Below are 14,256 nucleotides of genomic sequence, written 5' to 3'. Positions count from 1 at the left end.
CTCCTTTAAATAAATTCTAATGTTCTTAAAAATATATCGTTCGAACCAAAGCCTCCAGCTTTGGTAAATACTCGATATGACAAAAGCTTGTTACTGATTAATTGACCATAAGGTACACCTAGGCTTACTTGCCCTTCAATTCTAAAGCCTATTGCCCCTAAAGACTTGGCTACAGCTATAGCCACATCGCCGCCAGTCAAAAATAGATTTTCAAACTGTAGTTGCTTGACTAATAGACCTAAAGATTGACAAATTTGTTCACCAAGTTGTTCTCGAGTTAAGTTATATTCTTGACAATAATCTTCAACTTTATAACGTTCAGCGATATTAGAACTGGTTCTGACTATGCAATGTTTTTGACAATCTAGTTGTGATTGAATCTCTTTGGCCAATTGGGATAATTTAGATAGTGATATATTGGATAATAAATCTGCAACATTAATATCAAAAATTATCAGATTATCTTTATGTTTAGCTGTATAGTTTATTTGTTGTTGTGTTTTTTCACTCATTGACCCCGCTATGACTAACAATGGATGAGTGCTGCTTTTTAGTTTAGTTGACCTTTTTTCATGATGATGTATAGGCAAAAAATCAATCAGCCCAGCCGATCCAACTAATAAAAGCTTATCTTGTAATGGTAAAATTTGTTCAACAATATGTTGTAAATCATCATTTGTTTCAGCATCAATAACGATTATTTTTTTTTCGTTATTGATCGCATTTTCAATATGTTGTTTTAAAACACCACTTCTTACTTTGTCTAAATAGATCTCGTCACATGAGTGATTGGTTTGTTGTTCAATACAAGCTTTTATGTTTGATGAGTAAATAGGCGTTTTAGGATCACTTGCAAATTCGGTTTTAACTAACTCGATTCCATTTATGTAACAATTGCCATTTATTGTCGTACGATTCATATTGGGAAATGCGGGTATAACCAGTGCAACTTTATTTTTAATATTATCCAGTAGTGCGGCTATTTCAGTACCAATATTTCCCCGTAAAGTAGAATCAATTTTTTTATAAATCTGTTTTAAATTAGGATTATTTGTTATAACAGTTTGTATTCTTTTTTTTGCTTCTTCATTTGATACGGCTCGACTTTCAGTATTCACGACCATAACTTCGTGATTGTCGTTTTTAATTTCTTGAATACCATATTTTTTCGATAAGTTGGCTTTTTCCCAATCGAAAACTACATTAACTACTAATCCTTTATTTACTAATTGTACACCTGCGTCGTTAGAACCAGTGAAGTCATCAGCAATAATTAATTTAATCATTAAGATCCCTTGATCATAAATAATTCCTTTTATTCTGTTGATTATACATATTCTTGATTAAAAATAATAGTCAATATGATTAAAAAAAATCAAAATAATCATAATGTGATCTTTGTCATATTTTTTTACATTTTTCTTGCTCATAATTCAAACATAAATTAATATTTAATGATTAAATTAGATCAATTTGATTTATAGTTTTCATTTTTTGGGGTGGGGATAATTATGCATATAAATAGCACAATTCTTAGTGGGCAAGGAGTTTTAAAAGATCTCTATTTTTTATTGAAAGATCGTAAACATGTTCTGTTTATAACAGATCAAAATATTATTAATTTATCCGTAACAAAAGAACTTATCGAAAAAGTGCAAGAAAATGTCGCTTTAGTAACCATAGTTGATGATATCCCACCAGAACCAAGTCATCATGATGTCACTAATTTATTAAATAAAATGAAAGTTTCTAATGCAGATCTTGTAATTGGTGTCGGTGGTGGAAGTGTACTTGATGTGGCTAAATTGATTTCTGTTTTATGTATCAAAGATTCAAACATTACACTTGAACAGTTATTAGATGGGCAAAAACCAACTAGGCGTTGTACTTCTATATTGATTCCCACTACAGCTGGAACAGGTTCGGAAGCAACTCCTAATGCTATTTTAGCTATTCCAGAAAAAGATACAAAACAAGGGATAATTTCTCCCGTTATGTTACCTGATTATGTCTGTTTAGTACCTGAATTAACAACGTCAATGCCAAATCATATTGCTGCCTCAACAGGTATAGATGCATTATGCCATCTAATAGAGTGCTTTACAGCCAATATTTCTAATCCTATAGGTGACAATTATGCCTTAATCGGTATGCAAAAATTATTTAATTCTCTCGAAAAATCAGTTAATGATAAAACCAATATAGAAACAAAACTGAATATGTTATGGGCGTCTTATTATGGTGGAGCTGCGATTGCTCATGCAGGTACTCATTTAGTTCATGCAATGTCTTACCCACTTGGCGGTAAATACCATATTCCTCATGGTGTTGCTAATGCCATTTTACTTGTTCCTTGTATGGAATTTGTTCGTGATGCAGTAGTTGATAAATTCGCTCAAGCTTATGATCTTTTACCTGATGCCGTTCTAACCTTAACAGCAGAAGAAAAATCACATGCTTTAGTTAACTACTTTAGAGAACTAGTAAAACGCTTAGCATTGCCTTGCAAATTACAGGAACTCAATATCTCATCAGACGATCTACATTATCTAGTTGATGCAGCTCTTGATGTGAAACGTTTAATGAATAACGTACCAAAGCAAGTTTCCAAACAAGATGTATTAGCTATTTATCGATCGCTTTTATAAAAAACTTGGTTAGCAGGAGTAAATATAATGAGAAAAAAAATAGAAGGAATTTTAACCGCTATTGTTACCACCTTTGATGACAATGGTGATTTTTGTCCAAAACGGATGCGTAAACAAGTCCAACGTCAACTAACAAATGGAAACAGTGTTTTTTGCAATGGTACTAATGGTGAGTTTTTTGTATTAAGTACACAAGAAAAAATTAAAGTGACTGAAGTTTGTGTTGATGAAGTAGCAGGGAGATCGCCTGTTATGGCTCATATTGGAGAAATCTCGACACGTGAAACAATCAAATTAGGTAAAGAGATTGAGAAATTAGGCGTTGATGCGGTATCAGTCATAGCACCTTATTTTATACCCGTTAAACAAGAGGAGCTAATTTATCACTATACGGCTATTGCTGACGCTCTTACTGTTCCAGTCTTTTTATACAATATCCCCGCAAGAACCGGTAACACAATTCAACCAGAAACCGCTGCCAAACTAGCTGAACATCCTAATATTTTAGGGATTAAAGATAGTGCAGGTAGTGCAGAAAGCTTACAAGCATTCCTAGATGTCGCTAATAAAATTGATGGTTTTGATGTATTAACAGGGCCAGATTCGCTTATTTATCAGGGTTTTATTGGTGGTGCAGTTGGATCAATTTCAGGGTTAGCAAATGTTGCACCAGGTTATATTAATGCCATCTGGAAAAATTTTAAAAAAGGTGATCTGGCTAAATCTAAAGCAGCTCAAGATGCGGTTGGGGATTTAAGAAAAAATTTGTATGCAACAGTATTTTCACCAGCAGCTGTTAAGAAAGCATTAACTTTAATGGGCGAAGATGTTGGTGTAAGTCGTTATCCAATTTTGTTCACGGGTGAACATATAGCCACAATTAAAAATATTATTAAAGAATTATAACAAATACTTAGTTTGTAATTATATTAAACATGAAAGGTGATTTATGCATTATTTTGGAACGATTGACACGATAATAATAATTAGTATTGTAGTTCTTTATATTTTAGCTACCTCATGGATGACTTATTTTTTAAGAAGTAAAAATAATAGTGACTTTATGGAAGGTTCTCGAGCTGTACCTGCAATTGTCGTTGGTATTTTATTGATGACTGAGTATATTGGTGCGAAGTCAACTATAGGTACGGCTCAGTCCGCGTTTGATAATGGTATTGCAGCATCATGGTCAGTTATAGGTGCAGCAATAGGTTTTCCTCTATTTGGTTTGATATTAGTTAAAAAAATTTATAACACAGGGGAAATTACAATTTCTGGTGCTATAGCTCAAAAATATGGTAATTCAACTAAGAATCTAATTTCGCTAATAATGATTTACGCATTAATACTGGTAAATGTCGGAAATTATATTAGTGGTGCAGCAGCTATTTCTACTGTACTTCAAATTTCTTTACCCGTTGCCGCCTTTATTACTGCTGTGGTGAGTACATTTTATTTCGCTTTTGGTGGCTTGAAAGGTGTTGCTTATGTAACAATTATTCATAGCGCAGTTAAGTATTTTGGTGTGTTATTTATTTTAGGAACAGCGCTTTATCTTACTGGTGGTTTTGGTCCTATGATTGAACAAATGCCGCCTCATTATTGGACTTGGGATGGTTCAATCGGTGCTAGTACGATTTTTGCCTGGTTAATCGGTACTATAGGCTCAATATTCTGTACGCAATTTGTTATTCAAGCTATATCATCAACTAAAGATGCAAGATCAGCTAAAAGAGCTTGTTGGTATGCTTTCTTTTTCTGCTTACCAATTGCGATAGCAATAGCTGTTATTGGTGTTTGTGCAAAATTCCTACATCCTGACATTAAAAGTTTATATGCACTACCTGTATTTATTCAAGATATGAACCCTTTCATGGCAGGCATTATTACTACATCATTAGTTGCTTCAATTTTTATCAGTGTTAGTACAGTGGCATTAGCAATAGCTTCTTTAATTGTTAAAGATTTCTATGTTCCTTACTGTAAACCAACAGCAGAAAAAGAATTTAAAGCAACAAAAATTATTTCGGTTATTGTTGGTTTTGCTCCATTATTACTTGTACTTGCTTTTCCTGAAGTTTTGAAATTATCATTCTTCACAAGAGCAATTCGTTTATCAATTACCATTGTAGCAATGATAGCCTTCTATCTACCATTTTTAAATAGTACACGAGCTGCAAATATGGCTTTAGTTGGCGCTGCAATTATAACGTCTCTTTGGTTCTACTGCGGTGACCCATTTGGTATTAATAACATGTATGTAGCATTAATTTCACCGGCATTAATTATGTTATTAGACAAAGTGCTAATCAGTCCTTTTGTAAAAACTAAAGTTAAAGCGGATAATTTATAAGGAGATAAAGGAATGACAAAAGTAACATTAGATTGTTCGGGCCGATTATGTAAAAACACTGATGATACACAACGTGTTGATGCATATTTGCCGACCGAATGTGTGCAAAATCATGCAGCAAATTTGTTGCAATTGCCAAATGGTGATCTACTTTGCACATGGTTTGGTGGAACACAAGAAGGGATTCCTGACATTTCTGCATATTATTCTAGATTAAAAAAAGGGAGTGATACATGGACAAAAGCAGTTAAACTTTCGGACGATCCAACACGATCTGAACAAAACCCATTATTCTTTTTAGATCCCGATAATGTTTTATGGATTTTATATACTGCGCAAATTTCAGGAAACCAAGATACTGCGATTGTCCGTTATCGAAAATCACTAGATTATGGAGAAACCTGGGGGCCGATTGAAACATTATTGGAAGACCCCAATAAAGGTATTTTTATTCGCCAGCCTATTACAGTTATGCCAAACGGGGATTGGTTATTGCCAGTTTTTTACTGTATTGCAAAACCGGGTGAAAAGTGGGTTGGAAGTTATGACACTAGCAGTGTGATGATTTCTAAAGATAAAGGTAAAACATGGTCAAATATTGATGTCCCTGAAAGTCTAGGCTGTGTGCATATGAATATCTTAATGCTAAAAGATAACTCTTTGTATGCTATTTTTCGTAGTCGCTGGGCTGATCATATTTATGAAAGTAGATCAACAGATGGCGGTTATACGTGGACCAATCCTGTTGCTACCATATTACCTAATAATAATTCATCAATTCAAGCCACAGTATTAGATAATGGTCATATTGCCCTAGTATTTAATAACTCAAGTGCCAAAGATGCCAAAGAAAGGCGTGTATCTCTTTATGATGAAATAGAAGATGAAAGCAGTGCACATAAAGAAGAAGCAAAAATTCTTGATGGGCAAAAAAATGCTTTCTGGGGTGCTCCTCGAGCGCCTATGTCGTTAGCAATTTCCACTGATAATGGTAAAACATGGCCCTATATTCGAAATTTGGATGAAGGTGATGGTTACTGTATGTCAAATAATTCTAAAGACAATCTTAATCGAGAGTTTTCATATCCAAGTATCAAACAAGGCTTAGATGGTAAGTTACACATCGCCTATACCTATTTTAGAATGGCAATTAAATATGTTTTGGTTGAAGAAGATTGGGTTAAGTCCACTATTGATAATAAGTCCTAGCAAATTTAAAGGGCTTAAATTTTAAAAGGTAAACTGGCAAAGGGAGATTGAAAATGATTGCTGGTAATACAAAATTTCTACATTTAGCAACACTACCTAAGTCGTTATATAGTATTTTAGCTCGACCAGAAGCTAGCTTTGAATATCTAAAGACTTTACCTGATGGTAGATATCAACTAAAAGGAGAAGAGTGGTTTTATAATATCGGTGATTCTTATACTTCACCTGAGCAAGAGCGACATACAGAGTTTCATAAGCTATTTTTAGATATTCAAATGATCTTAGAAGGTGAAGAAATCATTCGTTACAGTTTGATTGATTCTAGTAATGAACCTTGCTATGAGAAAAAGCCTGATTTGTATATTTTGGAAAATCCTAAGATAAATAATGCTATTTATTTAACTGAAGGAGATTTTGTTACTTTTGCACCTGGTGAGGCCCATCAGGCTTTGTGTATGATTAATGTTCCCCAAAAAGTACGAAAAGTTGTATTTAAAGTTCCTGCAAATATTCTTTAAATTCTTTACAAAAACATCCTACAAAAAAGTCAAAACAAGTTCAGTTAATGAACTTGTTTTTTTGTGATAAACTTTTACCTATTTATCAATGTTTACAATTCTTATTTATATTCAATATAACTATTAGTTATAACCATGTAAAAATTTATTATTTATTTACCTCAGTTATTTGCTGTTAGACTTTAGTTGTACTTAACACTATCCTTATTTGGGGAAATCAAGATGAAATTTTTAACTAAAACGCTAACAGTAGTAGCATTAATTGGTAGTTTATTAGGAACGAATTCTGCTTTTGCAGATCGTTTAGATGATATTGAAAAACGCGGTGAAATTAAAATAGCCGTATTTGATAGCAATCCGCCGTTTGGCTTTATTGATGAAAAAACGAATAAAATTGCAGGGCTTGATGTTGATTATGCTAATGAAATTGCTAAAGCATTGAATGTAAAAGTTGATCTTGTTCCAACTAATCCGGCTAACCGTATTCCCTTACTAACCTCACAAAAAGCCGATCTGATTGTAGCAAACTTTACGGTTACTGATGAACGCGCTAAAACAGTCGATTTTAGTTTACCTTACTTTGCTACCGGGCAAAAATTTATTGCCAAAAAAGGGTTATTAAAATCGCCAGATGATTTAAAAAATTTACGCATTGGTGCTGATAAAGGTACGGTAATGGAAATTACTTTACGTGAAAAGTATCCAACAGCTAAAGTAATCTCCTATGACGATACGCCTTTTGCTTTTACTGCATTGCGTAATGGTGTGGTACAAGCTATTACTCAAGATGATGCTAAATTAATTGGGTTACTTGCTAATGTGCCTGACGAACAACGCGCCGCATTTGAAATTTCGCCATTTAGTATTACCCAAGAGTATCAAGCTGTTGGTATTCCAAAAGGGGAAACCCGTTTGAAAGAAAAGGTTGACCAAATACTATTAAAACTTGAAAATGATGGTGAAGCGTTAACGATTTATAATCGTTGGTTTGGACCAGAAACCAAATCAGCTATGCCGCGCGGTGATTTTAAAATAGGTCAAGGTTTATAATTTATGTTTGAGCAGTTACTAGAACCACGTTACTTATGGTGGTTATGGGATGGTTTTTTAGTCACTATCGCTATTTCGGTTTTAACAATCATTTTATCTACTGTATTGGGTTTTTTGCTAGTTATTGCTCAACAAAGTCATATCAAATTTATCAAAGGCGTTGTAGTTAGCTATAACGCCATTTTTCGTTATTCGCCATTATTGCCTCAACTATTTTTTTGGTACTTTGGCATTGGAAGTTTATTACCTGCTGAATTTAAAATGTGGTTATTTGATGAACCACAGATTAATTTATTTTTGTTCACTTTAAAAATGCCGTCATTTGAATTTATTATTGGTTTGATTGCTTTAACATTTTATTCTAGTGCGTTTATTGCTGAAGAATTTCGAGCAGGAATATCCGGTGTGAGTAAAGGGCAACAGCAGGCATCATCGGCACTCGGGTTGACTTGGTGGCAAAGTATGCGTTTTATTATTTTGCCGCAAAGTTTTCGTATCGCATTCCCACCATTAATTGGTCAATATATGAATATTATCAAAAATTCATCCCTGACCATGGCCATTGGCGTCTTAGAGTTGTCTTACGTTTCTCGACAAGTAGAAACTGAATCGCTTAAAACTTTTCAGGATTTTGCCATTGCAACGTTTTTATATATTTTAGCTATAGTGATTGTAGGTACGCTCGGCAATATTTATCAGGCAAAACGACTGCAATTTGGTAACAAGGTTTAGTTATGGAACTTAAAGGTTTAGCACTTATTTGGAATAACCTGGATTATTTAATGTGGGGAAACTTTCCTGGCGGCATTTTCTTGACACTATTAATGAGCATTGCCGCTATCTTTTTTTCCACACTTTTGGGGATTTTAGCTGGGGTAGGTTTAACGGTGGCCAAAGGTATATGTCGCTATATATTAATTAGTTTATTGGGTTTTTTAAGAGCTATTCCTGTGATTATGCTAATTTTTTGGACTTACTTTTTATTACCTATATTGCTTGATATTGATGTTCCAGCTATAGCTACAGTGATATTCGCGTTATCCTTAATTGGCGCGGCTTATATTGGTCATTCAGTTTATGCGGGTATGATTGCGATTGCCAAAGAACAGTGGCAAGCAGCCTATTCGTTAGGTTTGACTAAAAGACAAGTTATTATTTTTATTATTTTGCCGCAAGCACTAAAAATGATGTTGCCATCTTTCGTTAATCAATGGGTTTCACTCATTAAAGATACCTCTTTAGCTTATATTGTTGGTGTGGCTGAATTTACTTTTGTTGCAACACAAATCAACAATCGTAGTATGGTTTATCCAACCGAGATATTTTTATTTGTCATTGTCGTTTATTTTATTATTTGCTGGTTGTTGGATTTTTCTTTATCTATGCTATCAAAAAGTCGGTTATTTCGTATTCACTGATCATTATTGTTGAACCGCCAAACTAACCATAATTTCTGATTATGTTAAGTTTGGTAAAATCATTATCCCTTTATCAAATATAGCCTTATTCCACTTTACTTGGGCGTATCAAACCGAAATGGAATTTATATTTGAAATTTATTGCATTAAGGTTGTATTAAGATTTATTGATTAAATTAGTTCACATTATAAATAATATTGGTTTTTTTTATGTGGAACAATGTGAATACTCAACTTTTTTTACTCATTAATGCATCAGAACAAGCTTCAAAAACATTTGTCTATTTTGCTGTTTTTTGTGCAAATTATTTAGTATATTTGCCTGTCATTGTTTTAGGCATTTATTGGTTTTTACAGCCTTCTTGTCGACAATTAATTATTAAAATTGCCATTGGTTTAGCTTTGGCATTATTGGTCACGTTTATTCTTCGCCATCTCTTTTATTCACCGCGTCCTTTTGCACAAAATATAGGGACCAATTATTTATATCACGATAAAACAAGTTCATTTCCTAGCCAACATGCGGTTTTTGTTTGGACTATTTGTTTAGTCATTTGCTTAAATTACGGTGCTAAATTAAAAAAACTTCTAATGCTATTTACTGTTGTGGCTATTTTAGTCTGTTGGAGCCGAGTCTACTTAGGTGTCCATTGGCCATTAGACATAGTGGGGGGCTTTATAGTGAGTTTAATTTCAGCTTATGTAATACAAAAGTTATGGCCGATTATTTATAAATTACTATCAATGATTTTTATTCGCTGATAAGTATTTTAATTAAATAAACATCATTCATTTTTACATATTCATTAACGTTGATAGCTAAACACGAACTTCCTTTAGGGATAGGTATAAATGTAGTATAGGTTTTTTATGAAAAGAATAATTCAAATGCTTTTAACTCGTCCTATATCACTGCGTACGCTCATTGTGTCAGTTGCAGTATATCAAGCGACAATTTTGAATATCAGTTTTTACAAACAAGTTTTAATCAAATTATCTTTAGATTCTATTGAAAATATTGCCTTTTTTATATCCATGCCTGTTGTTGTTTTTTGTGTGATTTTTATCCTGCTCACTCTGCTATTAAATCAATGGTTAGTTAAAATAGCAGCAAGTAGTTTAGTCATAATCGGTTCAGCACTCTCTTATTTTATGCTCAGATTTGGCATTATGATTGATCGCAGTATGTTGCAAAATACGTTAGAGACGAGTTTTACTGAATCGGCATCGTTGATAACCATTGAATTAATAAACTGTATTTTACTGTTAGGGATTTTACCCAGTATTGTCATTATACTTGTTAAAATTAAACCAAGAACGATAGGATTATATTTTTTATTTAAGCATGTCATGATTGTATTATTAGCACTGTTATTGGTTGGGCTTATTGCACTTATTTTTTATAAAAATTATGCTACGTTTATGCGTAATAATAGCAAAATAATCAAATATCTACTCCCATCCAATTATATTGGTGCACTATACGGACAATATCAATTTGAACAAAATAAAAATCGCCCTTTTTTAACAATTGGTGATGATGCTCATCGGCGAGTCGTTAATAGTGATAGTGAAGCTATTAAAACAGTTGTTGTGTTAATAGTTGGCGAAACAGCACGTAGTGAAAATTTTGCACTAAATGGTTATGGTAAAAACACAACGCCTTTGTTAAGCAAACGTGATGATGTTATCTCGTTTCAAAATACAACGTCGTGTGGTACCTATACTGCTTTTTCTATCCCTTGTATGTTTTCGAATATGTCACGTAAAAATTACGATGAAGCTTTAGCTTTACGTCAAGAAAATATACTCGATATTTTAAACAAACAAGGTATAAATGTAATTTGGTTGGATAATAATACTGGTTGTAAAGGTGTTTGTAACAGGATTGAAAATGAAAATATAACTAAAAAGTATCTAAATAGCGGTAGCAAACTTTGCCAAGATGGGGCGTGTTATGATGAAGTGCTTGTCAATGAGTTAGCCACAAAGCTGCAACATCTTGATAAAGATTCCTTAATTGTTTTACATCCTTTAGGTAGTCATGGTCCAAATTACTATCAACGTTATCCTGAACAATTTAGAACATTCACACCAACATGTGATACTAATCAGATAACTAATTGTGACTTAGGCAGTTTAGTGAATACTTACGATAATACGATTGTGTATACTGATTATATTATCAATCAAACAATTGAACTTTTACAACGTAAGCAAAATAAATATAACACGATGCTGATCTATTTATCCGATCATGGCGAATCGTTGGGTGAAAATGGTCTATATTTACACAGTTTTCCTTATTCAATTGCGCCAACACAACAAACTAAAATTCCATTTATTTTGTGGATTTCAAAGCATTTAGCAAACTTAAATCATATCAATACAGCATGTATACAAAATCATGCAAAACAGGACCTTTTATCGCATGATAATTTGTTTCATTTATTATTAGGCATTTTTGCTATTCAGACTAAAGAGTATAATCAATCACTCGATAGCTTAAATTCTTGTAAAAATGCTCGTGGATAGGTTTTAAAAATCATGAAAATATTAATTGTTGAAGACGATAATCTGTTACAAAAAGGGTTGTATGATGGTATCACCGCGAATGGTTATGTTTGTGAAGTGGCGGCAACAGGGGAACAAGCTGAACAACATTTACTATTTGGACAATTTAGTTTGATTATTTTAGATCTTGGCTTGCCCGATTGTGATGGACTTGAGCTTTTAACACGCTGGCGTAAAAATAAAATTAGTATCCCCGTATTGATTTTAACCGCTCGAGATACTATTGAAGATAGGGTTCAAGGATTAGATCTTGGTGCGGATGATTACTTAATTAAACCCTTTGCTTTGACTGAATTATTAGCACGCATTCGAGCGCTGATACGTCGGCATCAGGGAATTGCCGAAAACCTTATTAGTTATGGTCCTATCACCATTGATATAAAACAACAAAAGACCATTTTGTCTAATCAAGAAGTGATGCTAACCCCTAAGGAATTTATTGTGTTATCTCGATTAATGTTAAAAGCCGGTGAAAAAGTCCATCGAGATCTGTTGCAAAATGATTTGTATGATTGGCAAAGTGATCCGAGTTCAAATGTACTGGAAGTTTATATCCATGGGCTACGAAATAAACTGGGTAAAAATTTAATACGTACTGTAAGAGGTTACGGTTATCAGCTTAATACTCAAGACGATTAACCATGCACAATCAATTAAGAAAAAATGTTATGATCATAAATTCTATCAGTAAAATTCGTCACACAATTCGCTGGAATCTATTTTTTACTTTGGGCGCTATTATGCTGATTTGTCAAATCATTACCGTGTTTTGGTTATGGCATGAAAGTAAAGAACAGATTGATGTTTTAGTGAATTTAACTTTAAGCCAAAATAAAATTGACGAAGTTGTCGAACATGAGGAACTTGAAGCTATCTTTGCTTTGTTTTGTTCAGCTTTTTCGATGATGCTAGTTACGTTATTTTTAGCTTATAAGGCAATTAAATGGATAACAAAACCACTAGAAGTTCTTGAGCACGATCTTAACCAACGTACTGAGGAAAATCTTAAACCCATTGCCCCAATTAGTAATATGCGAGAGATCAAATCGATTACTACGGTATTAAATAATCTATTTTTAAGATTGAATAACACGTTATCACAAGAGCGGCTTTTTACCGCTGATGTTGCTCACGAAATGCGAACACCTTTAGCCGGTATTCGTCTCCATTTGGAATTATTAGAAACTAAACATCACATTGATTGCCATGAATTAATTGAGCGAATTGATCGTTTGGTCAATACAGTTGAACAATTATTGATGCTAGCTAGAGCCAGTCAAAAATTTACTATTGGTCAATATCAAAAAATTAATTTTTATCAAGATGTCATGATTCCATTAACCGATGAGTTAAGCGAATTAACTTCGCAAAAAAATCAGTTAGTTTTGTGGCAGGTTATTGACCATACTGTAACGTTTAATGGTGATGCGACGTTAATTCGTCTATTAGTACGTAATTTAGTTGAAAACGCTCATCGATATAGCCCCGAAAATACTAACATCACTGTTAGTTGCCTTAAGGACGACAAAGATATCGTTATTTCGGTTATCGATGAAGGGATGGGCATTGATGAGTCAAAAAGTGAAAAACTGACCCAAGCTTTTTTCCGTATGGATAGAAAACATAATGGAATAGGGCTTGGGTTAAGCATCGTTAATCGTATATCTAATTTACATCATGGCGTATTCACCCTTAACAATAGACAAGATAATATTAAAGGTGCAGTAGCAACATTGCGCCTTACTGATTCACCTCGTTAACTAATTGAGTGATTAACTGATTGTGTTTGTTTTCTCTGATTAATGAAGCTAAAAACCGTTGCCAAGTGCGTTCAATTTTGGCTCTAGCAAAATAAGAAACATAATTAGCGATAGGAATCAATGTCGAATTACCAATGTTATCAATAATAATTAAGCGATTTGCTTCTGGTGATAAATGTTGAAATAAAATATTTTTACTTTTGATTGTCATGGTAATAATTCGATCATTTAACAATGCTGTTTTTAATGCTTTTAGCGAAATGACTAATGCATCAAAATATTGTTTGGTTAGCTGTTCATCCAACAAATATTTTTCAAGTGGAGTCGCTATTTCACCGTTATAATCACGAATGAGTTCAAACACATGACCTTGGCCATAATTAGTGTTTACCGGACCGTAATATTGTGCTAACGCATCCCATGATATGTGGCGTTTAATAAGATGCTTATAATAGGCTATTTCGCGGTTGGTTTCTTCTTCTGCCCCGTCATTATAATTGACTTTGATGCACTTATTCGGATCATCTGGGTGATGATAGCATTTACGGTGTAACCCTTTGCTTATATAATCTTTATCGGTAAGTTGAATTAAATTTTCCATCTAATTTTTAATTCGTTATTAATAGTTCGCTTAGAGTTTATCAGCAAGTGTTTTTGCATGCCATGATTTTTTATTTAAAATGTAGCGCTTTTATTATATTTCTGTATAATATTGCAACCCACGTT

14 protein-coding genes are annotated in these 14,256 nt (G+C 33.3%); 12 read left to right on the top strand and 2 right to left on the bottom strand.

Annotated elements, in window-relative coordinates; genetic code table 11:
• Positions 1-5: 5 nt before the first annotated feature.
• Positions 6-1,286, bottom strand: coding sequence for a D-threonate kinase (dtnK, locus tag J3U63_RS00720; RefSeq protein WP_267343834.1), 1,281 nt, complete (start codon positions 1,284-1,286; stop codon positions 6-8).
• Positions 1,287-1,511: 225 nt separating this feature from the next.
• On the opposite strand from dtnK, the gene J3U63_RS00715 reads away from it, so the two are divergent.
• From J3U63_RS00715 to pmrB, 12 genes are all read left to right on the top strand, one after another.
• Entirely contained in the window at positions 1,512-2,648 is a 1,137-nt protein-coding gene (locus J3U63_RS00715; protein WP_267370191.1) for an iron-containing alcohol dehydrogenase, read from the top strand.
• A gap of 27 nt (positions 2,649-2,675) precedes the next feature.
• Complete coding sequence (locus J3U63_RS00710; RefSeq protein WP_267343836.1) at positions 2,676-3,554, top strand: dihydrodipicolinate synthase family protein; 879 nt, start codon at positions 2,676-2,678, stop codon at positions 3,552-3,554.
• Between the two features lie 43 nt (positions 3,555-3,597).
• Positions 3,598-5,001 (top strand): sodium:solute symporter family protein, encoded by a 1,404-nt coding sequence (locus J3U63_RS00705; RefSeq protein WP_267343837.1) that lies wholly within the window; start codon positions 3,598-3,600, stop codon positions 4,999-5,001.
• Positions 5,002-5,013: 12 nt separating this feature from the next.
• Positions 5,014-6,210 carry a sialidase family protein gene (locus J3U63_RS00700; RefSeq protein ID WP_267370190.1) on the top strand — a complete coding sequence of 399 codons (1,197 nt, stop codon included), beginning with the start codon at positions 5,014-5,016 and terminating at the stop codon, positions 6,208-6,210.
• A 53-nt stretch (positions 6,211-6,263) separates the two neighbouring features.
• Positions 6,264-6,728 carry a YhcH/YjgK/YiaL family protein gene (locus J3U63_RS00695; protein WP_267343839.1) on the top strand — a complete coding sequence of 155 codons (465 nt, stop codon included), beginning with the start codon at positions 6,264-6,266 and terminating at the stop codon, positions 6,726-6,728.
• A gap of 216 nt (positions 6,729-6,944) precedes the next feature.
• Positions 6,945-7,778, top strand: a complete 834-nt coding sequence (locus J3U63_RS00690; protein ID WP_416379559.1) for an ABC transporter substrate-binding protein — start codon at positions 6,945-6,947, stop codon at positions 7,776-7,778.
• 3 nt (positions 7,779-7,781) lie between these two features.
• Complete coding sequence (locus J3U63_RS00685; protein WP_267333095.1) at positions 7,782-8,510, top strand: amino acid ABC transporter permease; 729 nt, start codon at positions 7,782-7,784, stop codon at positions 8,508-8,510.
• A gap of 2 nt (positions 8,511-8,512) precedes the next feature.
• A complete protein-coding gene (locus J3U63_RS00680; protein WP_267333094.1) occupies positions 8,513-9,196 on the top strand; it encodes an amino acid ABC transporter permease in 684 nt (227 codons plus the stop codon).
• 222 nt (positions 9,197-9,418) lie between these two features.
• A complete protein-coding gene (locus J3U63_RS00675; protein WP_267343841.1) occupies positions 9,419-9,958 on the top strand; it encodes a phosphatase PAP2 family protein in 540 nt (179 codons plus the stop codon).
• 108 nt (positions 9,959-10,066) lie between these two features.
• Complete coding sequence (gene eptA, locus J3U63_RS00670) at positions 10,067-11,731, top strand: phosphoethanolamine transferase EptA (RefSeq protein WP_267370189.1); 1,665 nt, start codon at positions 10,067-10,069, stop codon at positions 11,729-11,731.
• Positions 11,732-11,743: 12 nt separating this feature from the next.
• Complete coding sequence (gene pmrA, locus J3U63_RS00665; RefSeq protein ID WP_267333091.1) at positions 11,744-12,409, top strand: two-component system response regulator PmrA; 666 nt, start codon at positions 11,744-11,746, stop codon at positions 12,407-12,409.
• Positions 12,410-12,438: 29 nt separating this feature from the next.
• Positions 12,439-13,530: a two-component system sensor histidine kinase PmrB gene (gene pmrB, locus J3U63_RS00660; protein ID WP_267343843.1), complete on the top strand. Its 1,092-nt coding sequence runs from the start codon at positions 12,439-12,441 to the stop codon at positions 13,528-13,530.
• Here pmrB and J3U63_RS00655 read toward each other — a convergent pair.
• Positions 13,511-14,131, bottom strand: coding sequence for a YrbL family protein (locus J3U63_RS00655; RefSeq protein WP_267333089.1), 621 nt, complete (start codon positions 14,129-14,131; stop codon positions 13,511-13,513). The two genes, pmrB and J3U63_RS00655, sit on opposite strands and share 20 nt — an antisense overlap.
• Between the last annotated feature and the right edge of the window lie 125 nt (positions 14,132-14,256).

The sequence above is a fragment of the Gilliamella sp. B2838 genome (assembly GCF_026536185.1).
GTDB lineage: Bacteria > Pseudomonadota > Gammaproteobacteria > Enterobacterales > Orbaceae > Gilliamella.
The sequence above is the reverse complement of the archived record's forward strand: the minus strand, read 5'-3'. Positions and strand labels throughout refer to the sequence as shown.

Bases quoted from the DNA above. Each gene is read 5' to 3' on its own strand.
- dtnK (WP_267343834.1), bottom strand. From the start codon at position 1,286: ATGATTAAATTAATTATTGCTGATGACTTCACTGGTTCTAACGACGCA.
- J3U63_RS00715 (WP_267370191.1), top strand. From the start codon at position 1,512: ATGCATATAAATAGCACAATTCTTAGTGGGCAAGGAGTTTTAAAAGAT.
- J3U63_RS00710 (WP_267343836.1), top strand. From the start codon at position 2,676: ATGAGAAAAAAAATAGAAGGAATTTTAACCGCTATTGTTACCACCTTT.
- J3U63_RS00705 (WP_267343837.1), top strand. From the start codon at position 3,598: ATGCATTATTTTGGAACGATTGACACGATAATAATAATTAGTATTGTA.
- J3U63_RS00700 (WP_267370190.1), top strand. From the start codon at position 5,014: ATGACAAAAGTAACATTAGATTGTTCGGGCCGATTATGTAAAAACACT.
- J3U63_RS00695 (WP_267343839.1), top strand. From the start codon at position 6,264: ATGATTGCTGGTAATACAAAATTTCTACATTTAGCAACACTACCTAAG.
- J3U63_RS00685 (WP_267333095.1), top strand. From the start codon at position 7,782: ATGTTTGAGCAGTTACTAGAACCACGTTACTTATGGTGGTTATGGGAT.
- J3U63_RS00680 (WP_267333094.1), top strand. From the start codon at position 8,513: ATGGAACTTAAAGGTTTAGCACTTATTTGGAATAACCTGGATTATTTA.
- eptA (WP_267370189.1), top strand. From the start codon at position 10,067: ATGAAAAGAATAATTCAAATGCTTTTAACTCGTCCTATATCACTGCGT.
- pmrA (WP_267333091.1), top strand. From the start codon at position 11,744: ATGAAAATATTAATTGTTGAAGACGATAATCTGTTACAAAAAGGGTTG.
- pmrB (WP_267343843.1), top strand. From the start codon at position 12,439: ATGATCATAAATTCTATCAGTAAAATTCGTCACACAATTCGCTGGAAT.
- J3U63_RS00655 (WP_267333089.1), bottom strand. From the start codon at position 14,131: ATGGAAAATTTAATTCAACTTACCGATAAAGATTATATAAGCAAAGGG.